Annotated in this window: 23 protein-coding genes and 1 riboswitch; of the genes, 12 read left to right on the top strand and 11 right to left on the bottom strand. The window is 71.9% G+C overall.

Features of this window, described 5'->3' with window-relative positions; genetic code table 11:
- Positions 1 to 16 precede the first annotated feature (16 nt).
- The 9 genes from RNC47_RS14400 to RNC47_RS14360 all read left to right on the top strand — a co-directional run bounded on the left by RNC47_RS14400 (position 17) and on the right by RNC47_RS14360 (position 6,497).
- Positions 17 to 268 carry a DUF397 domain-containing protein gene (locus RNC47_RS14400; RefSeq protein ID WP_311598885.1) on the top strand — a complete coding sequence of 84 codons (252 nt, stop codon included), beginning with the start codon at positions 17 to 19 and terminating at the stop codon, positions 266 to 268.
- 158 nt (positions 269 to 426) lie between these two features.
- On the top strand, positions 427 to 762 hold the full coding sequence (locus RNC47_RS14395; RefSeq protein WP_311598884.1) for a hypothetical protein: 336 nt from the start codon (positions 427 to 429) through the stop codon (positions 760 to 762).
- Positions 752 to 1,633, top strand: coding sequence for a JmjC domain-containing protein (locus RNC47_RS14390; RefSeq protein ID WP_311598883.1), 882 nt, complete (start codon positions 752 to 754; stop codon positions 1,631 to 1,633). The genes RNC47_RS14395 and RNC47_RS14390 overlap by 11 nt, the downstream gene beginning before the upstream one ends.
- Before the next feature lie 28 nt (positions 1,634 to 1,661).
- A complete protein-coding gene (locus tag RNC47_RS14385; protein ID WP_311598881.1) occupies positions 1,662 to 2,489 on the top strand; it encodes an SOS response-associated peptidase in 828 nt (275 codons plus the stop codon).
- Between the two features lie 264 nt (positions 2,490 to 2,753).
- Positions 2,754 to 3,398, top strand: coding sequence for a sigma-70 family RNA polymerase sigma factor (locus RNC47_RS14380; protein WP_387092793.1), 645 nt, complete (start codon positions 2,754 to 2,756; stop codon positions 3,396 to 3,398).
- A complete protein-coding gene (gene rsrA / locus RNC47_RS14375) occupies positions 3,395 to 3,709 on the top strand; it encodes a mycothiol system anti-sigma-R factor (RefSeq protein WP_311598879.1) in 315 nt (104 codons plus the stop codon). The genes RNC47_RS14380 and rsrA overlap by 4 nt, the downstream gene beginning before the upstream one ends.
- A gap of 240 nt (positions 3,710 to 3,949) precedes the next feature.
- The gene (locus RNC47_RS14370) at positions 3,950 to 4,945 is read left to right on the top strand and encodes a tetratricopeptide repeat protein (protein WP_311598877.1); all 996 of its coding nucleotides are present in this window, start codon (positions 3,950 to 3,952) and stop codon (positions 4,943 to 4,945) included.
- 103 nt (positions 4,946 to 5,048) lie between these two features.
- Positions 5,049 to 5,678 carry a peptide deformylase gene (gene def, locus RNC47_RS14365; protein WP_311598875.1) on the top strand — a complete coding sequence of 210 codons (630 nt, stop codon included), beginning with the start codon at positions 5,049 to 5,051 and terminating at the stop codon, positions 5,676 to 5,678.
- Positions 5,679 to 5,762: 84 nt separating this feature from the next.
- Entirely contained in the window at positions 5,763 to 6,497 is a 735-nt protein-coding gene (locus tag RNC47_RS14360) for a D-Ala-D-Ala carboxypeptidase family metallohydrolase (protein ID WP_311598874.1), read from the top strand.
- 49 nt (positions 6,498 to 6,546) lie between these two features.
- Here RNC47_RS14360 and RNC47_RS14355 read toward each other — a convergent pair whose 3' ends face one another.
- The 4 genes from RNC47_RS14355 to RNC47_RS14340 all read right to left on the bottom strand — a co-directional run bounded on the left by RNC47_RS14355 (position 6,547) and on the right by RNC47_RS14340 (position 8,794).
- Positions 6,547 to 7,356: an intradiol ring-cleavage dioxygenase gene (locus tag RNC47_RS14355; RefSeq protein ID WP_311598872.1), complete on the bottom strand. Its 810-nt coding sequence runs from the start codon at positions 7,354 to 7,356 to the stop codon at positions 6,547 to 6,549.
- Between the two features lie 103 nt (positions 7,357 to 7,459).
- The gene (locus tag RNC47_RS14350; protein ID WP_311598871.1) at positions 7,460 to 7,777 is read right to left on the bottom strand and encodes a helix-turn-helix domain-containing protein; all 318 of its coding nucleotides are present in this window, start codon (positions 7,775 to 7,777) and stop codon (positions 7,460 to 7,462) included.
- The gene (locus RNC47_RS14345; protein WP_311598941.1) at positions 7,774 to 7,890 is read right to left on the bottom strand and encodes a hypothetical protein; all 117 of its coding nucleotides are present in this window, start codon (positions 7,888 to 7,890) and stop codon (positions 7,774 to 7,776) included. The genes RNC47_RS14350 and RNC47_RS14345 overlap by 4 nt, the downstream gene beginning before the upstream one ends.
- A 202-nt stretch (positions 7,891 to 8,092) precedes the next feature.
- Positions 8,093 to 8,794, bottom strand: a complete 702-nt coding sequence (locus RNC47_RS14340) for an NAD(P)-dependent oxidoreductase (RefSeq protein WP_311598869.1) — start codon at positions 8,792 to 8,794, stop codon at positions 8,093 to 8,095.
- A gap of 100 nt (positions 8,795 to 8,894) precedes the next feature.
- Between RNC47_RS14340 and RNC47_RS14335 the strand changes: the two genes are divergently transcribed.
- The 3 genes from RNC47_RS14335 to RNC47_RS14325 all read left to right on the top strand — a co-directional run bounded on the left by RNC47_RS14335 (position 8,895) and on the right by RNC47_RS14325 (position 10,347).
- Complete coding sequence (locus RNC47_RS14335; protein WP_311598867.1) at positions 8,895 to 9,611, top strand: TetR/AcrR family transcriptional regulator; 717 nt, start codon at positions 8,895 to 8,897, stop codon at positions 9,609 to 9,611.
- Between the two features lie 213 nt (positions 9,612 to 9,824).
- Positions 9,825 to 10,091 carry a type II toxin-antitoxin system Phd/YefM family antitoxin gene (locus tag RNC47_RS14330; RefSeq protein WP_311598865.1) on the top strand — a complete coding sequence of 89 codons (267 nt, stop codon included), beginning with the start codon at positions 9,825 to 9,827 and terminating at the stop codon, positions 10,089 to 10,091.
- Positions 10,084 to 10,347, top strand: coding sequence for a type II toxin-antitoxin system RelE family toxin (locus RNC47_RS14325; RefSeq protein ID WP_311598863.1), 264 nt, complete (start codon positions 10,084 to 10,086; stop codon positions 10,345 to 10,347). The genes RNC47_RS14330 and RNC47_RS14325 overlap by 8 nt, the downstream gene beginning before the upstream one ends.
- Positions 10,348 to 10,566: 219 nt before the next feature.
- Here RNC47_RS14325 and RNC47_RS14320 read toward each other — a convergent pair whose 3' ends face one another.
- From RNC47_RS14320 to RNC47_RS14290, 7 genes are all read right to left on the bottom strand, one after another.
- Entirely contained in the window at positions 10,567 to 11,523 is a 957-nt protein-coding gene (locus RNC47_RS14320) for a ribonucleotide-diphosphate reductase subunit beta (RefSeq protein WP_311598939.1), read from the bottom strand.
- 59 nt (positions 11,524 to 11,582) lie between these two features.
- Positions 11,583 to 13,943, bottom strand: a complete 2,361-nt coding sequence (locus RNC47_RS14315; protein ID WP_311598861.1) for a ribonucleoside-diphosphate reductase subunit alpha — start codon at positions 13,941 to 13,943, stop codon at positions 11,583 to 11,585.
- A 177-nt stretch (positions 13,944 to 14,120) separates the two neighbouring features.
- A riboswitch (cobalamin riboswitch) is annotated at positions 14,121 to 14,286 on the bottom strand.
- A 172-nt stretch (positions 14,287 to 14,458) separates the two neighbouring features.
- Positions 14,459 to 15,892 (bottom strand): DUF2079 domain-containing protein, encoded by a 1,434-nt coding sequence (locus tag RNC47_RS14310; protein ID WP_311598859.1) that lies wholly within the window; start codon positions 15,890 to 15,892, stop codon positions 14,459 to 14,461.
- Between the two features lie 117 nt (positions 15,893 to 16,009).
- The gene (locus tag RNC47_RS14305) at positions 16,010 to 16,519 is read right to left on the bottom strand and encodes a GNAT family N-acetyltransferase (RefSeq protein ID WP_311598857.1); all 510 of its coding nucleotides are present in this window, start codon (positions 16,517 to 16,519) and stop codon (positions 16,010 to 16,012) included.
- Between the two features lie 510 nt (positions 16,520 to 17,029).
- Entirely contained in the window at positions 17,030 to 17,221 is a 192-nt protein-coding gene (locus RNC47_RS14300) for a YbdD/YjiX family protein (protein WP_311598856.1), read from the bottom strand.
- On the bottom strand, positions 17,218 to 19,350 hold the full coding sequence (locus RNC47_RS14295; RefSeq protein ID WP_311598936.1) for a carbon starvation CstA family protein: 2,133 nt from the start codon (positions 19,348 to 19,350) through the stop codon (positions 17,218 to 17,220). Before RNC47_RS14295 ends, RNC47_RS14300 begins: the two co-directional genes overlap by 4 nt.
- A gap of 577 nt (positions 19,351 to 19,927) precedes the next feature.
- Positions 19,928 to 20,710, bottom strand: coding sequence for a GntR family transcriptional regulator (locus tag RNC47_RS14290; protein ID WP_311598854.1), 783 nt, complete (start codon positions 20,708 to 20,710; stop codon positions 19,928 to 19,930).
- Positions 20,711 to 20,847 lie beyond the last annotated feature (137 nt).

Below are 20,847 nucleotides of genomic sequence, written 5' to 3'. Positions count from 1 at the left end.
TCCTAGCGTCATTCGCATGAATCCAGACAAGCCATTGAACCTCTACGAACTGCCCGTTCACGAAGTCGAGTTCGTCGCCTTCTGCGGTGGCAACCTGGGTGGGGAACACGAGACATGCCTCGCCGTGGCCGAGATCCCCGGCGCGGCGAACGGTTACGTGCTGCGCGACACCAAACCGGAAGGGGCGCGTCATGAGGTGCGCGCCACGGTCCATGAGCTCGACGCATTCGCGCTTGGCTGGGCCCGGCGGCGGGGGCTGACACCCTGAATCGGGCTGAGCCCGGTGGGTCTTGGCGAGGTCACTGGCATGGGTACGGCCCTTGGCTCGGCAGCGGCCGCGAGTACGGCAACGAACGGCTGCGCCGCCCTGGTCCATCCCTGGAGGACGAACAGACCCGGCAGTTCCTCACGGCGAAGGTGCCCCCGATGATGACCGGACACTGGTTGCTGCGGCGCACGCAAACGGCCGCTGGGCGGACGTGGACCAGAGCCCCCGAGGCCGTCGAGTGGCTGAAGGAGTGGTACGCGGACAACCCGCCGGCCGTTCGTGAGGACGGCCGACCCACGTGCTTCGGCGTGGACGCCAAGGCCGCCCACGCCATCGAGGCGCTCGCCAGGGGTAAGGACGTGGCCTGGGTGTACTGGACCGCGACCGGGTCCCTCACTGCGAGCACGGTCGTGGCGTGTCCCAACCGCCACCACCCCGGGATCCCGTGTCCTCTCCCACCCACCGAGCATGAGGAAGCGAACGATGTCGCTTGATCTCCTGGTGCGAAACGGCGCCGATGAATTGGTGAGGTCATGGCCCGCCGAGCCACGGCTGACCCGTAGGCCGAACACACACCTGGAACGCGCGGTGACCATGGGCCTTCTGGACAGCTATATCGACCACGGCCTGCTGGCAGCACAACACGTCGCAGTGGTCAAGGACGGGCAGGCCGCGCACCCGGGACGTTACTCGAGAGACGGAGCCGTTCGCGCCGAACGCCTTCGCGCCCTGTTCGACGAGGGATTCACGATCAACCTGCGCGAGCTTCAGCTGCGCATGCCCTACCTGGCGGAGATGTCCACGCGGATCCGCGACGAGACGGGCTACCCGAACCACGTCAGCGCGATCATCACCCCGCCCGGAGAGCGGGGACTCGCACATCACTGGGACCAGTTCACCGGCATCGTCACACAGCTTGCCGGCCACAAACGATGGCAGCTGTGGCGGCCCGTCGTGGAACACCCCACAGGCGAGTACCTGGCGTCGCCGGATCTCTGGAACCCCGAGTTGCAGAAGCGCCTGGAGAACTCTCCGCCGGATGCCGAGTTCGAGCTTGTTCCCGGCGACACGCTGCTACTGCCCAGGGGCTGGTTGCACAATCCGTTCTCGGTGGGAGTCGAGACCAGCCTGCACCTCACGTTCGCCGTCAAGGAGCGGACCTGGCTGTGGCTGGCCCAGCAACTTCTCGGCATGGCCGTTCACGACACGTCGTTTCGGCGCGAGATGCCGCCGGGTGCGCACCGCAGTGGGCTGGCGAGTGAGATCGGCACGGCGGCGGCCATGGCAATCGGCTTTCTGAACCGACTCGACCCGATCGCGGCGGAGGAGTGGGTTCGGGGACAGGCCACGGCCGATGGTCCGTGATCGCCGCCAGCGACTACCCTGGGGTCGCATGTGTGGACGGTACGCGGCCAGCCGGCGGCCCGAGGATCTGGTGGGTCTGTTCGACGTGAAGCTGTGGGACGCGGAGCAGACGCTTCCCGCGGACTGGAACGTGGCGCCCACCAAGGAGGTGTACGCCGTGCTCGACCGGCCCGTGCGGGACGCCGGGCCCGAGCCGGTGCGGCAGCTGCGGACGCTGCGGTGGGGGCTCGTGCCGTCGTGGGCGAAGTCGCCCGAGAAGGCGGCGATGATGATCAACGCCCGGATGGAGACCGTCCACGAGAAGGCGTCCTACCGGCGCCCCTTCGCCGCCCGCCGCTGCCTGATCCCCGCCGACGGCTACTACGAGTGGGTGACCGGGGGCGAGGAGCGGAAGGAAGAGGAGAAGGGGAAGCGGAAGCGGCCCCGCAAGCAGCCGTACTTCGTGACGCCCCTCGACGGTTCCGTGATGGCGCTGGCCGGTCTCTACGAGTTCTGGCGGGACGCGACGCTGCCCGACGACCACCCGCGGGCCTGGTGGGCCACCTGCACGGTGCTGACCACCGAGGCCGAGACCGCGCCGCTTCCCGAGCCGGCGGGCGTCGCGGCGGGGACCGCGGCGCCCCGGGCCCTGGCCGACATCCACCCGCGGATGCCGGTCGCGCTGCCGCCGGAGCGATGGGACGCCTGGCTCGACCCGGCGCGGACCGAGCCGGAGGCGATACGGCCGCTGCTGGAGGACCTGCCGACCGGCCGGTTCCGGGCCTATCCGGTGCCGACCGAGGTCAGCAACGTCAGGAACAACGGTCCCGATCTGGTGCGGGAGCTGCCGGCCCCCGAGGAGGAGACCCTCTTCTAGTCCGAGCCGGGGAATGTGGCGGGGGCGCGTGGCGTTGTGGCAGACGTCATGACGTCCGAGAGGGAGAGGGAGACCAGTTCCATGGGTTCCATCGCCTGCCCGCCCCGCGCCGAAAGCACGCTCGTCCAGCGGGCCGCGGAGGTCGACTGGGCGACGCTCCGGCTGGCCGCCGAGCGGTCGTCCCGACCGGCGAAGCCCGCCCCCGGTCGTCTATCCTCCGAAGCGGGTGGGTCCGCCCCCGGGCTCATCGTTTTCGCGGAGGAGGTGGGTCCGGTCACCGGCACGGACGACGGCGCGCACGAGGAGTCCCACGAGGAGACCGAGTCCGAGCGCAACGCACGCTTCGAGCGGGACGCCCTCGGCTACCTCGACCAGATGTACTCGGCGGCGCTGCGCATGACGCGCAACCCGGCCGACGCGGAGGACCTGGTCCAGGAGACCTACGCCAAGGCGTACGGCTCGTTCCACCAGTTCCGCCAGGGCACCAACCTCAAGGCGTGGATGTACCGCATCCTCACCAACACCTTCATCAACTCCTACCGCAAGAAGCAGCGGGAGCCGCAGCGCAGCGCCGCCGAGGACATCGAGGACTGGCAGCTGGCGCGCGCCGAGTCGCACATGTCGACCGGCCTGCGCTCCGCCGAGTCCCAGGCCCTCGACCACCTGCCGGACTCCGACGTCAAGCAGGCCCTGCAGGCGATCCCCGAGGAGTTCCGCATCGCGGTCTACCTCGCCGACGTCGAGGGGTTTGCCTACAAGGAGATCGCCGACATCATGGGAACCCCCATCGGCACGGTGATGTCCCGGCTGCACCGCGGTCGTCGTCAGCTGCGCGACATGCTCGAGGACTACGCGCGAGAGCGCGGCCTCGTCCCCGCCGGGGCGGCTCAGGAAGGCGCTGGATCATGACCGGAAGTGGCGAACCGTCGCGCCCCAAGGACTGCTCGGAGGTCCTGGACCGGATCTACGAGTACCTGGACCGCGAGATGCCGGACGGGGACTGCGCCAAGATCCAGGAGCACATCGACGAGTGCTCGCCGTGCCTGGAGAAGTACGGCCTGGAGCAGTCGGTGAAGAAGCTGGTCAAGCGCTGCTGCGGCCATGACGACGTGCCGGCGGACCTGCGGGCCAAGGTGCTCGGCCGGATCGACCTGATCAGGAGCGAGCGGGGCGGCGGCGCGGGCGCGGGGGAGCAGGCGCCGGGGCAGCCCGCCGGCTGATCGCTGGCTGGTCGCCGCGCCGGCGGTTCACCCGATCGGAGTCGTCCGGGAGCCCGCGCACGCCCGGCGCGCGGCCCCTTTCCCGCCCTCCCGCCCGATGCCGTCTCGCGCGTCCCCGCCCCCTGCCCCATGCTGTGAGCAGGCACCTGTCCTCCCCAACCTCCCCATGGTTGGATGCCATCGGGTCAGGACAGGAAGACTGTGAAGTAGACGCTGTGAAGCGGGAATCAGGCGGGACATGTGAGGATCTTCGGCAGGGTCAGGCAGCGGCCGTCCTCGGACTGGCGGCTTGCCACCGACCGGGCGTTCACCCTCATCGACGACGGCCGCTACGAGGACGCGGGCGCGCTGCTCACCCGTGCCGCCGATCTCGAGCCCTGGCTGTCCGAGTCCTGGTTCAACCTGGCCCTGCTGTACAAGTTCCGGCACGACTGGGAGCAGGCGAGGGCGGCCGGGCTGCGGGCCGTGGCGCTGCTGGAGAAGGACACCGGCGCACCCGACTGGTGGAACGTCGGCATCGCCGCCACCGCCCTCCAGGACTGGCCGCTGGCCCGGCGTGCCTGGCAGGCGTACGGGCTCCCGGTGCCGGACGCCGGCTCGGCGGCCGGGGGTGAGCCGCTCGGCATGGACCTGGGCGGGGCCGCGGTGCGGCTCTCGCCCGAGGGCGAGGCCGAGGTGGTCTGGGGCCGGCGGCTCGACCCGGCCAGGATCGAGGTGCAGAACATCCCGCTGCCGTCCTCCGGCCGCCGCTGGGGCGAGGTGGTGCTGCACGACGGCGTGCCGCGCGGCGAGCGCACCATGACCGCGGGTGGCGTCACCTCGGTCTACCCGGTCTTCGACGAGATCGAGCTGTGGGCGCCGTCCGCGGTGCCCACCTGGGTGGTGCTGATCGAGGCGGCCACCGAGGCCGACCGGGACGCGCTGGAGCGGCTGGCGGCCGACGCGGGCTACGCGGCCGAGGACTGGTCCTCGTCGGTCCGGCTGCTGTGTCGTGCCTGCTCGGAGAGCCGGATGCCGAGCGAGCAGGGCGACGGCCTGGCCCAGCACGACCCGCACGACCACAGCGTGCCGGGGCGTCCCGGGCCGCTCGGGCACACGGGCACGGGCGCCCTGTGGTCCCCCGAGCGCGAGTGCGGCCTTGCGGCGCCCGAGCAGCTGGTGCGGGGGCTGCTGGACGGCTGGGTGGCCGACAGCGAGGACACCAGGGACTGGCGCGATCTGGAAGAGGTCTGCTGAGCCGGTCGCTCGTCTCCGCGGCGGCAGCTCGGGCCGGCCGGCGGGCGCCGTAAGCTGTACGGGTTACCGCGAGCAGCACCCCGGAAGGCAGACGGCGGACACCATGGCGCAGCAAGACACCGATGAGCGGATCAGCGACGAGTTCGTCGTCGACACCGAGGACTGCGAGGAGCGGGAGCGCGCGCACCGCGAGCGGGGCACGGCCCGGCCGATCACCGTCTTCGGGCACCCGCTGCTGCACCGGGAGGTCAAGGACGTCACCGAGTTCGGCGACGAGCTCGCCGCGCTGATCGACGACATGTTCGCCAGCCAGCGGGCGGCCGAGGGCGTCGGCCTGGCGGCCAACCAGATCGGCGTCGACCTGAAGGTCTTCGTCTACGACTGCGCCGACGACGACGGCGTGCGGCACGTGGGCGTGGTCTGCAACCCGGTGCTCGACGAACTGCCCGCCGAGGAGCGGGTGTTGGACGACAACAACGAGGGCTGCCTGTCGGTGCCGACCGCCTACGCGGAGCTGGCGCGGCCCGATGTCGCGGTGGTGCGGGGGCAGGACGCCACGGGCAAGCCGATCGCGGTGCGCGGCACCGGCTACTTCGCGCGCTGCCTGCAGCACGAGACGGACCACCTCTACGGCCGGCTGTACATCGACCGGCTCTCCAAGCGGGAGCGCAAGAAGGCCCTGAAGATGATGGAGGAGGGCACCCCGCGCTACGAGACGGTGCCCAACGACTGAACTGCCGTGCCGCGTAGGGCCCTTCGGGGCCCTTTCGGCTTCGCACGGTTGACGCGCGTTGACTCCCTCGGCCACGCTGTCGGCATGCTCAGACACGCGGCACGTCTCCTCCTGTCACTTGTCATGATCGCCTCAGTGGTGCTGGTCGGCGGGGTCCTCACGGCCGGCACGGCGCAGGCCGACGCCTGCTACACCTGGAACCGGACGCTCAGCCAGGGCGCCTCCGGCGAGGACGTCCGGCAGCTCCAGATCCGGGTCGCCGGCTACCCGGCCTACGGCCAGGTGCTGGCCATCGACGGCTCCTACGGCCCGGCCACCGCGGCCGCCGTCACCCGATTCCAGCAGGCGTACGGCCTCAGCGCCGACGGCGTCGCCGGCTCCCAGACCTTCAACCAGATCTACGCGCTCCAGGACGCCGACTGCACACCCGTCCACTTCAGCTACGCCGAGCTCAACCGCTGCAACTCCGACTGGTCGGGCGGCGCGGTCAGCGCCGCGACGGCCAGGGCCAACGCGCTGGTCAGCATGTGGAAGCTGGAGGCCCTGCGGCACGCGCTCGGCGACCGGGCCATCACCGTCAGCAGCGGCTTCCGCTCCTACGCCTGCAACAACGCGGCCGGCGGCTCCTCGACCAGCCGGCACCTCTACGGCGACGGGGTCGACCTGACCGGCACGCCCTCGCTGTGCACCCTCGCGCAGCGCGCCCGCTACCACGGCTTCAACGAGATCCTGGGCCCCGGCTACCCGGACCACAACGACCACGCCCACGTCGCCAACCGGTCCTCGCGGTTCTGGTCGGCGCCCAGCTGCGGCATCTGACGCCCGGCGCTCCCCGGCGGGGGCCGCGCCGGCCCCCGCCCTCACTCCCTCAGACGCCGAGCCGGAGCGAGGCGACATAGCCCTGGTCCGCGTCGCCGGTCACGGTGGCGAGTTGCAGCGTCGAGCCGTCGCTGAACACGTTGTCGGTGTCCAGCGAGACCTGGGCGAAGTTCTGGATGCTGCGGCCGTAGCCCTCGGTGTCGTAGACGGTGTCGCAGACGTCCTCGGGCAGCGCCAACTGCGAGGTCTTGATCGCGTTGCCGGCGGCGGTGGCCTGCTCCAGGCTCTGGTAGACCTCGAAGTGGATGTGCGGCCAGCGGCCGGCGTAGCAGGCCGGGAAGACGCTGGTGAAGGTCACCCTGCCGTCCGCGTCGGTCTCCTGGACGCCGCGCAGGTAGTTCTCGTTCTCCACGCCCTGGGAGTAGAGCGAGTAGTTGCCGTCCCGGTCGCAGTGCCACAGGTAGACGGCCGCGCCCTGCATCGCGGCGCCGCAGCCGCTCGCCGCGTCCAGCACGGTGAGCTCGATGGTGAGCGGCACGCCCTCGGCGACGCCGCTCGCGGTGCCGAAGCTGCGGGTGATGTCGCCGCGGACGATCCCGCTCTGGGTGAGCACGTTCACCCCGTTCGACCCGTCGGCCGGGTAGGGCCCGCCGGTCTCGTCCGGTATCGCGGCGCACTCGGCGTCCGTCTCGGCGGCCTCCGTGGTCGCCGAGGCGGAGCCGCCGCCGCTCGCCTCGGCGGCGCACCCCGCCACGGCGAGCAGACCGCCACCGCTCAGCACCAGCATCCTGCGCCGCGCGAGCGTCGGCAGGTCGAAGGAGAGGCCCCTGTCGTGATCGTGCAGTTCTTCTTCGCTCATGGCCACATCACAGCGGGGCCGGATGAGGAGCGGATGAGACCGCGCTGATCAGGAGCTCAGAGTTGTGGACGGTGCCGCTGGGCCGCCGGGGCGATCGTCTCCGCTAGGCGATGGCGGCGATGTCCCCGTTGTCGAAGTAGATCGCCTGGTGCAGGCGCCCGCCGAGGGCGGTGACGTACCGCGCGAGCACTTCCTGGCCGGAGATGCTCCCCTGCTCGATCTGCGAGACGCGTCCCTTGGTGACCTCCATGCGCTCGGCCACCTGCTCCTGGGTCAGGCCACGGGCCCGCCGGATCTCCGCCAGGCGGTGGCCCAGCACCTCTCCCAGCAGTTCCTGCTTGCCCCGCGCCACGGCCTCCTCGCCGCCCGCGCGTTCGACGTACTCGTCTCGGATGTCCCGCCATCGTGCGTACCCGCTCATGGCGCACCCTCCTCCTCTGCCCGGGTCTTCACATATTCGGCGTAGCGCTGTTCCGCCAGGGGGATCGCCTCTTCGTACCACTCCTGCCAGCGCCCTCGCTTGTCCCCGGCGATCAGCAGGATGGTAGACCGCCAGGGGTCGAAGGCGAACAGGATCCGCAGGGAGCCAGGGCGTCGAGGGCCTGCACCACGCGAGCGAACGCCGACTCATCGAGCCGACCGATCCACTCGCGCACCTCGTCGACCAGGTAGATCTCCCACTCTCCCACCGCCATGGAGCAGGTATAGCGCTAGCTATACCTGGAGGGGTGCGTCCCTAGTAGCCGATGGTGAAGCGGCGCTGGACGAAGCGTGGCAGTTCGGCCTCGTCGACCAGGGCCATGGCGGCGTCCTCGGCCGAGATCCGGCTGCGGCCTGCGGCGTCGAGGACCGGTTGGTCGCCGCCGAGGCGGTAGCGGCCGGTGCGTTCGCCGGGGGCGATCTCCTCGGCGGGGCTGAAGTAGGTCCACAGCCGGTTGGAGGTGCGCAGCACGTTGAGCGCGTCCCGGTGGCCGCGCACCGCCGCCGCGTACTCCCTGGGCAGTCCGAGCTGGTCGAGGGTCTCGTGCAGGAGTTCGTCCGAGTCGGCCCGCACCACCCCCGGCGCGATCTCCAGGCTGCCGGCGCCGCCGATCACGATGAGCCGGACCCGTGGCCGGCTCTCCAGCGCCTTCAGCAGCGACCGGGCCGCGGTGGCGTAGCGGGTGGGGTCGGCTATCGAGCGCTCGACGGTGTCGGCGAAGTCCTTGGCGGCGTTGCCGGGCTGGAAGCCGCTGATGAGGACGTCGAGGCCGGGGAGTGCGGCGGCGACGGCGTCCGGGTCGAGGACGTCGAGGCTGGCCCAGGTGAGGTTCTCCCGGTCGTCCTCGATCGTCGAGGCGTCGCGGCTGAAGGCCGTGACGCGGTGGCCCCGGTCGAGCGCCTCGCTGACGACCCGGCTGCCGATGGTGCCGGTGGCCCCGATCACTCCGATGTGCATGGTTGAGCTCCTGCCTGACTGGTTCGGTACGGCGTGCGGGAACTATACGGCGTGAAGTTTCGAAACGGCAATCGGCTCAGTGACGCTGTAGAGTGTGCGGATGGCAGGCACCGGGACCAGGAATCGGCGCGAGCGGCTGCGGGCCGAGACGACGGCCGAGATCAAGCAGGTCGCGCTCGGGCTGATGGGCGAGGGCGGGCCCGACGCCATCACCCTGCGGGCCATCGCCCGGGAGATGGGCATGACGGCCAACGCCATCTACGGCTACTTCGCCACCCGCGACGCCCTCGTCACCACGCTGATCGACGACCTGTACACCGCGCTGGCCGACACCGTCGGCGCGGCCTGGGACGCGACGGCCGGCGAGGACCCGGCCACCCGGATCCGGGCCTGGGCCGGCGCCTTCCGCGACTGGACCCTGGCCAACCCCGAGGGCTTCCGGCTCGTCTACGGCGACCCGGTGCCCGGCTACCAGCCCCCCGAGGGCGGCCCGGCCCCGGATGCCGCACAGCGCGTCTGCCTGGTCCTCACTGCCGTCGCGGACGCCGCCTGGCCGCACGCCCGACACCTCTACGGCGACAGCGAGTTCCAGTGGTCCGACTTCGACCCGGGACTGCTGGCCAAGGTCCGCCCCGCCTTCCCCGACCTCCCGCCGGCCGCCGTGGCCCTCGCCCTCAGCATCTGGGGCCGCCTGCACGGCCTGGTCTCCCTGGAGGTCTACGGCCACCTGAACACCCAGACCACCAGCCCCGAGAGGCTCTTCCGGGAGGAGCTGACCCACCTCCTCCGCTCCCTCGGCGTCCCGCCGGCCGCTTAGCCCAGGGCAGAGGCTGGGCCCGGGCCGCGCCGGGCAGGAAGGCGGTGTGACGGTTTCCTTCGGCGGCGAGGTCGCCGCGTTCTACGCCGCCTTCCGCCGGGGCTATCCGGCTCCGGTGCTCGACGCGCTCGCCGAACACGTCGGGCAGCCCGCCGCCCCGTACCAGGGGCGATGGCCTTGGTGTACACATGGGGCACTCGGTACACTGGGCACATGATCCAGACGCCCATAGAGTCCATTCGCGACGTCCGCTCTCACCTCGCCGAGGTGGTCGATCGTGCCGACCGCGATGACACGCCCACCGTCATCACACGGCGGGGCAAGGAGGTGGCCGCCGTCGTGTCGATCGATGTCCTGCGCAGGTACCAGGAGTGGGAGGAGCGCGAGATCAACCGGATCATCGACGAGCGCATGGCGAAGCCGGTGGCCGGCGTCCCCCTCGAGGACGTCATGAGGGAGACGCTGGCGCGCAGTGAGTAGGTACCGCACCGTCTTCCATCCCGAGGCTCAAGCAGAGCTCCGAAAGATCCCCCGAGGCATGGCGCTCCGGATTCTGGCCAAGCTCACCGAACTGGAGGCGGACCCGCTCGGCTTCCACACCATGGCACTCGTCTCCCAGCCGGACCGACGCCGGTTGAGAGTCGGCGACTACCGCGTGATCTACACCATCGACAACGGCGAGCTCGTGGTGTGGGTCATTCAGGTCGGGCATCGCTCGACCGTGTACGACTCCTGAGGAGGCGGTGGGCGCCGCATGGATCCTGCTTACCAGGGTCCCTGTGTCGCGCCTCCCAGTGAATGGTGCCAGCCTCGCGCGAGACCTTCCTCGCCGCCAGCGCGCTCGACGCACTCGTCGCGGACATCCCGCCACCGCCCTGCTGGCGACGCGGCGTTGACAGCCGACCGGCCCGCCGCGCGGGAGCCGCGGCGGGCCGGGAAAGGCGGAGGGCGCGGGTCAGAACTCGTCGTCGAAGGAGACGTTGCCCTCGACCGCCACCTGGTAGGCGGACGGGCGGCGCTCGAAGAAGTTCGTCAGCTCCTGGACGTTCTGCAGCTCCATGAACGCGAACGGGTTGCGGGAGCCGTAGACCGGCTTGAGGCCGAGCCGGGCCAGCCGCTGGTCGGCGACGCACTCCAGGTACTCGCGCATGGAGTCGGTGTTCATGCCGGGCAGTCCGTCCCCGCACAGGTCGCGGGCGAACTGGAGCTCGGCCTCCACGGCCTCCTTCAGCATGTCCGTGACCTCCCGCTCCATCTCCTCGTCGAACAGGTCCGGCTCCTCCTCGCGGACCGTGTCGACCACGTGGAAGGCGAAGTCCATGTGGCAGCTCTCGTCCCGGAACACCCAGTTGGTGCCGGTGGCCAGGCCGTGCAGCAGGCCGCGCGAGCGGAACCAGTAGACGTAGGCGAAGGCGCCGTAGAAGAACAGGCCCTCGATGCAGGCCGCGAAGCAGATCAGGTTGAGCAGGAAGCGGCGGCGGTCGGCCTTGGACTCCAACCGGTCGAGGTCGTCCACCGAGTCGATCCAGCGGAAGCAGAACTGCGCCTTCTCGCGGATGGACGGGATGTTCTCCACGGCCGCGAACGCCTCGGCGCGGTCGTCCGGGTCGGGCAGGTAGGTGTCGAGCAGCGTCAGGTAGAACTGGACGTGCACGGCCTCCTCGAACAGCTGCCGCGACAGGTAGAGCCTGGCCTCGGGGGAGTTGATGTGCTTGTAGAGGGTCAGCACCAGGTTGTTGGCGACGATCGAGTCGCCGGTGGCGAAGAACGCCACCAGGCGCCCGATCAGGTGCTGCTCGCCCGGCGAGAGCTTGGCCAGGTCGGTCACGTCGGAGTGGAGGTCGACCTCCTCCACCGTCCAGGTGTTCTTGATGGCGTCCCGGTAGCGCTCGTAGAACGCCGGGTAGCGCATCGGGCGGAGCGTCAGTTCGAAGCCCGGATCGAGCAGGTTCTTGGTGGGGACGGTGGTGGTCACTGGCAGGCCTCGCAGGACTCGGGGTTCTCCAGGGAGCAGGCGACGGCCTGCTCGGGGACGACGGTGACGGCGGGGGCGGCGGCGCGGGCCGCCTGGGCGATCCGGGTGGCCGGGCGCGAACGCAGGTAGTAGGTGGTCTTGAGCCCCTTCTTCCACGCGTAGGCGTACATCGAGCTGAGCTTGCCGATGGTGGGCGCGGCCATGAACAGGTTCAGGGACTGGCTCTGGTCCAGGTACGGGGTGCGGGCCGCCGCCATGTCGATCAGGGCGCGCTGCGGCAGCTCCCACGCGGTCCGGTACAGGGCCTTCAACTCGTCCGGCAGGCCGGGGAGTTCCGCGACCGAACCGTTGGCCTCGCGCAGCGCCTCGCGGGTCGCGTCGTGCCAGAGGCCGAGCTTCTTGAGCTCGTCGACCAGGTACGAGTTGACCTGGAGGAACTCGCCGCTCAGTGTCTCCCGCTTGAAGAGGTTGGACACCTGCGGCTCGATGCACTCGTAGACGCCGGCGATGGACGCGATGGTCGCGGTCGGCGCGATGGCGAGCAGCAGCGAGTTGCGCATGCCGGTGTGGGCGACCCGCTCACGCAGCGCGGCCCAGCGCTCGGGCCAGGCCGCGGTGGCCTCCGGGTAGTGGTCGGGGTGGAACACGCCGTCGGCGGTGCGGGTCTCGGCCCAGGCCCGGTGCCTGCCGTGCCGCTCGGCCAGGTCGGCCGAGGTCTCGTAGGCGGTGAGCATGATGCGCTCGGCGATCCGGGTGGACAGCTCGCGCGCCGCGGGGGAGTCGAAGGGGAGGCCGAGCCTGAAGAACACGTCCTGCAGGCCCATCACGCCCAACGCCACCGGCCGCCAGCGGGAGTTGGAGGCGCCGGCCTGGGCCGTGGGGTAGAAGTTCAGGTCGACGACGCGGTCCAGGAAGACGACGGCCGTGCGCACGGTGGCGTCGAGCCGCTCCCAGTCCATCTCGCCGTCGTCGCCCAGATGGGCGGCGAGGTTGACCGAGCCCAGGTTGCAGACGGCCGTCTCGCCGTCGTTCGTGACCTCCAAAATCTCCGTGCACAGGTTCGAGGAGTGCACGATGGCGCCGGGCCTGGCGGTCTGGTTGGCGGTGCGGTTGGCGGCGTCCTTGAACGTCATCCAGCCGTTGCCGGTCTGGGCCAGGGTGCGCATCATCCGGGCGTACAGCTGGCGGGCCGGGATGGTGCGCTGCGCGAGCCCGGCCTGCTCGGCGCGGCGGTAGGCGGCGTCGAACTCCTCGCCCCACAGGTCGACGAGCTCGGGCGTGTCGGCGGGCGAGAACAGCGACCAGTCGGCGTCCGCCTCGACGCGCCGCATGAACTCGTCGGGGATCCAGTGCGCGAGGTTGAGGTTGTGGGTGCGGCGCGCCTCCTCGCCCGTGTTGTCACGGAGCTCCAGGAACTCCTCGATGTCCGCGTGCCAGGTCTCCAGGTAGACGCAGGCCGCGCCCTTGCGCCGGCCGCCCTGGTTGACGGCGGCCACCGAGGAGTCGAGGGTGCGCAGGAACGGGACGATGCCGTTGGACTTGCCGTTGGTGCCGCGGATCAGCGAACCGCGGGCCCGGATCCGGGAGTAGGACAGGCCGATGCCGCCGGCGTGCTTGGAGAGCCTGGCGATCTGGTGGTAGCGCTCGTAGATGGAGTCCAGCTCGTCCGCGGGGGAGTCCAGCAGATAGCAGGAGGACATCTGCGGGTGGCGGGTGCCCGAGTTGAACAGAGTGGGGGACGACGGCAGGTACGCCAGGGTGCTGGTGAGCCGGTAGAGCTCGGCCACCTCCGCCAGCGCCCGCTCCGAGTCGTCCTCGGCCAGGCCGCAGGCCACCCGCAGCAGGAAGTGCTGGGGTGTCTCGATGACCTTGCGGGTGATCGGGTGGCGCAGCACGTAGCGGGACTCGACCGTGCGCAGCCCGAAGTACTCGAAGCGGTCGTCGGCGCCGGTGGTGACGGCGTGCTCGACGAGGGCGTCGAGGCGGGAGGCGTGGCGACGGACGAACCCGGCGGTGCGGTCGCCGATCAGGCCCTCGCGGTGGCCGACGGCGATGGAGGCGGAGAACGAGTCGGCACCCTGCCCGGCGGCCTCCTCGCGGATGGCGAGGGTGAGGAGCCGGGCCGCCAGGCGCGAGTACTGGGGCTCCTCGGCGATCAGTCCTGCGGCGGCCTCGATGGCCAGCGAGCGCAGCTCGGCCTCGTCGGAGCCGGCGTGCCGGCCGCGCAGGACGGCCGCCTCGACCCGCGCGGGGTCGGTGGCGGGCAGGTCGCCGGTGAGGTCGGCCAGCACCTTCGACAGTGTGGGTGACTGCGAGGCTGTAACCGGCTCCGCGGGTGCGACGGGTGCGATGGTCACTCGATGCTCTCCCTCGAATCGAACCGAATCGACCGCGGAGCGCCGGCCCGAACGGGGTCGCGCGCGGCGTTCCGCGGCGGGCTTTCGAGGGCCGGGCGGGACGGGCGCACACGGGCATGTGTGTGGTAAGGCAAAGGCATGCCGCGCTGCGTCCGTCGGCCCAGTCCTCGAGGCCCGGACGTCTGTGGCTGCCAGCCAGGCGACCGGACTTGACGACAGACGGGACGGATCCCGCCATCGCACACCGTTGCGGGACAGTTCCGGACTCTCACCGGATTCCCCTGGGCGACAACGAGGAAGAGCATACATCTTGTGCTGCCCCAACTGAGCACCCCTATATGTTGTGTTCCGTGTCCCCTTGGTGACGGAGCGGGGGGAGCGAACAAGCGAATGCCCGTTGGGTCGACCCACGGCCGGGGCGCTCGCCGTGGCATGGGGGCCCGAGGGTGCGCGGCGACGGGTCGGGCTCGGGGTGGGGATGTTTCCGCGTGTGCGATCGCGAATGTGCGCGACGGTCAGTCGCGGCGCAACACCCAGAAGCCGGCCTCACTCGCCGTCACCCGGTAGGCCGCGTCCGGATACAGCTGCCGGGCGTAGGCGAGCATGCCGGCCGCGTCCCTGGCCGGGTCGTAGTAGGCGACGTACTCGGGGGCCGGTATTCGGGGATCGCCGATCCAGAACACCCGGGCGCGCTGCGTGAGATGGGAGATGGGCCGGACGTTGGCCGCGACGTCCGCGCCGTCGGGGACGGCGGCCAGCACCCGCTCACCGGCCTCGGCGACCGGCCCCGGGCGGTAGGTGTCGGCGTGCGTGAGGGTGGCGACCGGCAGCGTCGTGGAGAGCGCCAGCGCGGCCGCCAGCGCCGCGGCGGGCAACTGGCGGGCGTAGGACCGCAGCCACGGCCGGCTGGAGTCGCGGGAGCGGGCGACGGCGTCGGCGAGGGCCAGCGCCGTGACGGGCATCAGCACGGCGCTGTAGTGGAAGTCGGTGCCCCAGTAGTTCGGCTCCTGCGACGCGAACCGCCAGGCGAGCGTCGGCAGCACGACGAGCAGCAGCGGCGAGCGCAGCGCCAGCAGCCCGGTGGTCGGGACCAGGATCCACAGCAGGGTGCGCAGCTTGGTGTCGGCCGAGCTGAACAGCGCGTCCAGCGGGCCGCCCCCCTCGTCCACCTTGGCCCAGTAGTCGTAGCCGCCGGCCGCGTTGAACCCCGGTATCACCACGCCTATCACCAGCGCGCACGCCAGCACGGCGAGCCCGGCCACCGCCAGCGCCGCCCTGGTCGCCCGCACGTGCCCGGCCTGGTGGGCGCGCCACGCCACCACCAGGGCGAGCACGGCCACCGTCAGGCCCAGGTCCTCCTTGACCAGCAGCAGCGGCAGCGCCCAGCAGAGCGCGGCGCGCCAGCGCTGCCGCAGCACGGCCTCCAGGGAGAAGGCGATCAGCGGGACGGCGAAGCAGATCTCGTGGAAGTCGAAGTCCACCGCCCGCTGCATGCCCCAGGAGAGGCCGAACGCCGCGCCGATCGCGGCGCCCGCCGGGCGGCCGAGCAGGAAGGCCGCGCCACGCGTCACCGGCACCACGGCGAGCGCGAACAGGGCCGCCTGCGCGACGAGGAGCGTGACGGGCGACGGGAAGACGCGGTACAGCGGCGCGAGCAGCGCCGTGATCGGGCTGAAGTGGTCGCCCAGTATCGGGAACCCGGGCCCCTTGAGGTCGGCGACCGGCTCGTTCAGCCGGGCGTAGGCGCTGATGGCCTGCTCGAATATCCCCAGGTCCCAGGAACGGTTCTCCCAGCGGAGATGGCGGGTGACGGAGAGCGTGGCGTAGACGACGAAGAACCCGATGGCCAGCAGCACGCCGTCCGACGGCAGGCGCGACCCCCACCGCGGGGTCGGCCGCGCGACGGTCCGCGGTGGGGTTCTCGTGGGCGTGTGGGTGGTGCTGGTCATCGGGACACCGCTGCGGTCGCGAGGGGTCGGGGCGCGAGGGCGGTGTCGCGCCGGTGGCCCGCCCCGCCGCAGGAAGGACGTCCGGCCGGCCCCGACGGTTCCCGACCCGGGGCGCGGCTACTCGCCGAGCGGCAGCCTGGCGCTGACCGCGACGCCGTCCGGCCGCCGGCTCAGCGTGGCGCCGAGCCGCCGCAGGGCCGCGACCGCCGGCGCGTTGTCCGCCGTGGTGTCGGCGACCAGCACCCGGCCGCCGACGCGCCGCGCCTCCACGCGCAGCAGCCGCAGGGCGACGGTGCCGATGCCGCGGCCGCGGTGCGAGCGGCCGAGCCAGATGCCGGTCTCGAGCTCGCCGGGGGCGCCCGCCCTGGCCAGCCGCACGGAACCGACGATCGCCCCGTCGTGGACGACGGCATAGGTGGCCTCGCGGGCCGGCCCGTCGAGCCCGGCCCTCCCGCGGGCCCGGTGCCAGGCCAGGAACGCCTCCCGGCGATCACTCGTCCACCCGGGCGGACCGGCGACCGGCGGCATCACGTCCTCGGGCGCCGCGTCGGCGACCGCCGCCGCGAGCAGCCCGCCCAGCGTCTCCTCGTCCACGACACGCAACGCCACGTTGCCCTGCTCGGCCATGTCTCCTGCCCTCTCCGCCCGGCGCCGTCCCCGAGCGCCGATTCTCGGAGCCTGGCCCGCCCCCACGCCAGCGGTTTCGGCCGGCCAGCCGCGACGGCCTGCCGGCGGCGGGACGGTGCGGCCCGCCGGCGGACGCCCGCGCCTGCGGCGCGGCCTCCGCCCGGCGGCCCGGGGGCGGCGGGCCGCCGCACCGCCGGCGCCGGGCCCGGCCGAAGCGGGGTGCCTGCCGGCGGCGCGGGGCGGAGCGGTGCCGTCGCGGACCCGCCCGCCCCCGCCTGCGGCGCCGGCCAGGCGGGAGCGGGGCGGCCTGCGCCCGGCGGCCAGGGCGGCCTGGGCCGCATATCCCCAGCGGCACGCGCCGCCGGGCTCCGCGGCCCGTGCCGCGCCGCAGGCGCGGGGCCGGGCCGGCGCCCCCGCTCCCTCGGGGGGCGCGAGACCCGCCGGCCGAGCCGGCCGCCCGCAGGCGCCGGGTGGGCGGGGGAGAGGCCCGCCGGCCCGCCCCGCCAGGGGCTAGCAGCAGACGCCGCCCCCGTTGCGCGGGTCCCCGTAGCGGCGCTCGACCCGCTCGCGCTCGAAGGCGCGACGGGAGGGCACGGGCGCCGACGGGTCCACCTCGCGTACCCGCGCCACGTGGCGGGCGTAGGCGTTCTCGCCGGTCAGCTCGGTGACGTACCAACGCAGCCAGGCCGCCGCGCGTCTCATTCGCCGGCCTCCACCTTCGCCGTGCTCCGCTCACCCCTGGACTGCTCGGGGATGCCGCCGCCCGGGCCCAGGCCGGCCGCGGCGAGCTCGGCGCGCTCCTCCTTCGTCGGGATCAGGCCGGCCGGGGCGATCAGCCGCGACGGCACGTGCGGGGACTCCCGCAGCCGGGCCGTGCCCGGGTTGCGGACGGCCCGCACGCACACCCGCAGCGCGTCGGCGAAGACGATCAGCACCAGCAGGGCCAGCGCCGCGGAGATCGCCGCGTCGAGCGTGGCGTTGTTGACGATGGTCCGCATGTCGTCCATGTCCTGCGCGCCGGGCAGCAGTTGGCCGGCGTCGATGCCGTCCTGGTACTGGTCGCGCCGGGCCCAGAACCCCACCGCCGGGTCGCCGGAGAACACCTTCTGCCAGCTCGCGGTGAGCGTGACCACCGCGAGCCAGGTGAGCGGCAGCAGCGTCACCCAGACATGCCGCAGCCGGCCGGACTTGACCAGCAGCACCGTGCAGACGGCCAACGCCACCGCCGCCAGCAGCTGGTTGGAGATGCCGAACACCGGGAACAGCGTGTTGATGCCACCGAGCGGGTCGTTGACGCCGACCCACAGCAGGTAGCCCCAGAGTGCGACGACGATGCCGCTGCTCAGCGCGATGCCGGGCAACCAGTTGGTGGCGCGCATCCGGCCGAACCTCGGGTGAACGGAGGCGATGGCGTCCTGGACGATGAAGCGGCCGACCCGGGTGCCGGCGTCGATCGCCGTCAGGATGAACAGCGCCTCGAACATGATCGCGAAGTGATACCAGAAGCTCATCATCGCGTCGCCGCCGAGGATCTCCGCGAGGATCGCGGCGAGGCCCAGCGCGAGCGTCGGCGCGCCGCCGGTCCTGGAGAGCAGCGACTCCTCCTCGACGGACTCCGCGGCCGCCGCGAGTTGCTCAGGCGTGACGGTGAAGCCCCAGGAGGAGATGGTGTCGGCGGCGGACTGGAGGGTGTCGCCGATCACCGCGGGCGAGGCGTTCATCGCGAAGTAGACGCCCGGGTCGAGCACACAGGCGGCGGTGATCGCCATGACCGCCACCCCGGACTCCATCAGCATCGCGCCATAGCCGATGGTGCGGACCTGGGTCTCCTTCTGGATCATCTTGGGCGTGGTGCCGGAGGAGATCAGGGCGTGGAACCCGGAGACCGCGCCGCAGGCGATGGTGATGAACACGAACGGGAAGAGCGAGCCGGCGAACACCGGCCCCTCGCCGTTGCCCGCGAAGTCCGTGACGGCGTCCATCTTCAGCGTCGGCAGCGTGACCACCAGGGCCGCGGCGAGCAGCACGATGGTGCCGATCTTCATGAACGTCGACAGGTAGTCCCGGGGCACGAGCAGCAGCCACACCGGCGCGACGGACGCCGCGAAGCCGTAGATCACCAGCCAGACGACGAGGGTGCGCGGCGAGAGCGTGAAGGTGTCCGCCAGGCCCGAGTTGGCGACCCAGCGGCCCGAGGCGATGGCGAGCAGCAACAGCGCCACGCCGATGACGGTGACCTCCGCGACCCGGCCGGGGCGGAGATAGCGCAGGTAGACACCCATGAAGAGGGCGATGGGGATGGTCAGGCCGACCGAGAAGGTGCCCCAGGGCGACTCGGCGAGCGCGTTGACCACCACCAGCGCCAGCACCGCCAGCAGGATGATCATGATGGCGAAGACGGCGATGACCGCGGCGACGCCGCCGATCGGGCCGATCTCCTCGCGTGCGATCTGGCCGAGCGACTTGCCGTCGCGGCGGGTGGAGAAGAACAGCACCACCATGTCCTGGACGGCGCCGGCGAAGATGACGCCGACGATGATCCAGATGGTGCCGGGCAGATAGCCCATCTGTGCGGCGAGCACCGGGCCGACCAGGGGGCCGGCGCCGGAGATGCCGGCGAAGTGGTGGCCGAGCAGCACGCGGCGGTCGGTGGGGTGGAAGTCGACGCCGTCGTTGACGCGTTCGGCCGGGGTGGCGCGGGTCGGGTCGGCACGCAGCACGCGGGTCGCGATGTAGCGCGCGTAGAAGCGGTAGCCGATGGCGTACGAGCCGAGCGCGGCCGCCACCATCCAGGCGGCGGACACCTCCTCGCCGCGGTAGAGCGCCAACATGGACCAGCCGACGGCGCCGATGACGGCGACGGCGGTCCAGATGGCGATGGAGCGTGGTCGTGCGTGCGTGGGGAATTGCACGGTGGTCTCCCGCCTGTCCTCCTTGACTGACTGGCCGGAATCTAGGCCAGCGGAGCCGAGTTGACTAGTTGCGCGTGTGGCGCGTGGCCGCGCCAGCGGCTCAGAAGGGCCTGGTGGTCGCCGGTTCGGCGGACCAGCCCCGAAGCCGGGCGCCTGCGGCGCGGCGTCGGCCGGATGCGGGCTGTATCGGTCGGCGATGGACCGGCGTTGGCCGGCGCGGCGGCGGCCGGGCGTTGCTCGGCGTGGCCGGGTGCGGCGCGGCGGGCCGGGGTTCGTTCCGGCCGCCGGGCCTGGAGGCTCGGCGCGTTGGCTGATCTCGTGGTACCGGGCCGTGCCGTAGCCCGGGCACGGCCTGGCCAAGCCGAGCCCTGCCGGTGGTCCCGCCCGTCGGGCGGTGCGGTCGAGGCACCAAGGCTCAGGTGTGCGCCTCGGAGTGCCGCGTCACCGGCCCTCGGCGAAGCCGGCCTCGGCGCCGGCCAGGCGCCCGGTTGGTGGTCTACGCCAGGCCCGGCCTGGCGAGGTTGGCGACGAACTTGTAGCGGTCGCCGCGGTAGACGGAGCGGACCCATTCGACGGGTTCGCCGGTGGAGTCGCGGGAGTGGCGGGAGAGCATCAGCATCGGCAGGCCGACGTCCGTGCCGAGCAGGCCGGCCTCGCGGGGGTTGGCGAGCGAGGTCTCGATGGTCTCCTCGGCGCTCGCCAGGTGCACGTCGTAGACCTCGGCGAGGGCCGTGTAGAGCGAGGTGTAGCGGACCAGGCTGCGCCGCAGGGCGGGGAAGCGCTCCTGGGAGAGGTGCGTGGTCTCTATCGCCATCGGTTCGCCGCTGGCGAGCCGCAGGCGCTCGATGCGCAGCACCCGGCCGCCCTGCGGGATGTCGAGCAGGCGGCTGAGGCGCTCGTCGGCGGTGATGTAGCCGATCTCCAGCAGCTGGGAGGTGGGTTCGAGGCCCTGGGCGCGCATGTCCTCGGTGTAGGAGGTGAGTTGGAGCGCCTGGGAGACCTTCGGCTTGGCGACGAAGGTGCCCTTGCCCTGGATGCGCTCGAGCCGGCCCTCGACCACCAGCTCCTGGAGGGCCTGGCGGACGGTGGTGCGCGAGGTGTCGAACTCGGTGGCCAGGGAACGCTCGGGCGGCACCGCGGTGCCGGGCGGGAGCGTCTCGGTCATCTGCTGGAGATGGCGCTTGAGGCGGTAGTACTTCGGCACCCGCGCGGTGCGGCTGCGGTCGGGCCCGTCCGTGCCGGCGGGTGAGCCCGCGACCGTTGCCCCGTCTCTCGCCATACCACGCCTTCCCGATTCGTTCTTCCGCGCGGCGCCTTCCGCGTTCTCCGCCGTCACCGGCTCCTCCGAGACATCGCAGTTCACATCGTGGCACGGGCCCGAGTTCGGCGTGTGGTCCGAACAGATGTCGGTCCGGT

This window comes from Streptomyces millisiae (assembly GCF_031845425.1).
Lineage (GTDB): Bacteria > Actinomycetota > Actinomycetes > Streptomycetales > Streptomycetaceae > Streptomyces > Streptomyces millisiae.
This window is presented reverse-complemented; position numbering and strand designations above follow the sequence as displayed.

What these genes read in the sequence shown, in the direction of transcription:
- RNC47_RS14330 (WP_311598865.1), top strand. Translation starts at nt 9,825, where the DNA reads ATGATCCAGACGCCCATAGAGTCCATTCGCGACGTCCGCTCTCACCTC.
- RNC47_RS14400 (WP_311598885.1), top strand. Translation starts at nt 17, where the DNA reads ATGAATCCAGACAAGCCATTGAACCTCTACGAACTGCCCGTTCACGAA.
- RNC47_RS14295 (WP_311598936.1), bottom strand. Translation starts at nt 19,350, where the DNA reads ATGTTGGCGCTCTACCGCGGCGAGGAGGTGTCCGCCGCCTGGATGGTG.
- RNC47_RS14350 (WP_311598871.1), bottom strand. Translation starts at nt 7,777, where the DNA reads ATGAGCGGGTACGCACGATGGCGGGACATCCGAGACGAGTACGTCGAA.
- RNC47_RS14340 (WP_311598869.1), bottom strand. Translation starts at nt 8,794, where the DNA reads ATGCACATCGGAGTGATCGGGGCCACCGGCACCATCGGCAGCCGGGTC.
- RNC47_RS14385 (WP_311598881.1), top strand. Translation starts at nt 1,662, where the DNA reads ATGTGTGGACGGTACGCGGCCAGCCGGCGGCCCGAGGATCTGGTGGGT.
- RNC47_RS14395 (WP_311598884.1), top strand. Translation starts at nt 427, where the DNA reads ATGATGACCGGACACTGGTTGCTGCGGCGCACGCAAACGGCCGCTGGG.
- RNC47_RS14320 (WP_311598939.1), bottom strand. Translation starts at nt 11,523, where the DNA reads ATGCGCTACCCGGCGTTCTACGAGCGCTACCGGGACGCCATCAAGAAC.
- rsrA (WP_311598879.1), top strand. Translation starts at nt 3,395, where the DNA reads ATGACCGGAAGTGGCGAACCGTCGCGCCCCAAGGACTGCTCGGAGGTC.
- RNC47_RS14290 (WP_311598854.1), bottom strand. Translation starts at nt 20,710, where the DNA reads ATGGCGAGAGACGGGGCAACGGTCGCGGGCTCACCCGCCGGCACGGAC.
- RNC47_RS14310 (WP_311598859.1), bottom strand. Translation starts at nt 15,892, where the DNA reads ATGACCAGCACCACCCACACGCCCACGAGAACCCCACCGCGGACCGTC.
- def (WP_311598875.1), top strand. Translation starts at nt 5,049, where the DNA reads ATGGCGCAGCAAGACACCGATGAGCGGATCAGCGACGAGTTCGTCGTC.
- RNC47_RS14335 (WP_311598867.1), top strand. Translation starts at nt 8,895, where the DNA reads ATGGCAGGCACCGGGACCAGGAATCGGCGCGAGCGGCTGCGGGCCGAG.
- RNC47_RS14300 (WP_311598856.1), bottom strand. Translation starts at nt 17,221, where the DNA reads ATGAGACGCGCGGCGGCCTGGCTGCGTTGGTACGTCACCGAGCTGACC.
- RNC47_RS14355 (WP_311598872.1), bottom strand. Translation starts at nt 7,356, where the DNA reads ATGAGCGAAGAAGAACTGCACGATCACGACAGGGGCCTCTCCTTCGAC.
- RNC47_RS14390 (WP_311598883.1), top strand. Translation starts at nt 752, where the DNA reads ATGTCGCTTGATCTCCTGGTGCGAAACGGCGCCGATGAATTGGTGAGG.
- RNC47_RS14305 (WP_311598857.1), bottom strand. Translation starts at nt 16,519, where the DNA reads ATGGCCGAGCAGGGCAACGTGGCGTTGCGTGTCGTGGACGAGGAGACG.
- RNC47_RS14360 (WP_311598874.1), top strand. Translation starts at nt 5,763, where the DNA reads ATGCTCAGACACGCGGCACGTCTCCTCCTGTCACTTGTCATGATCGCC.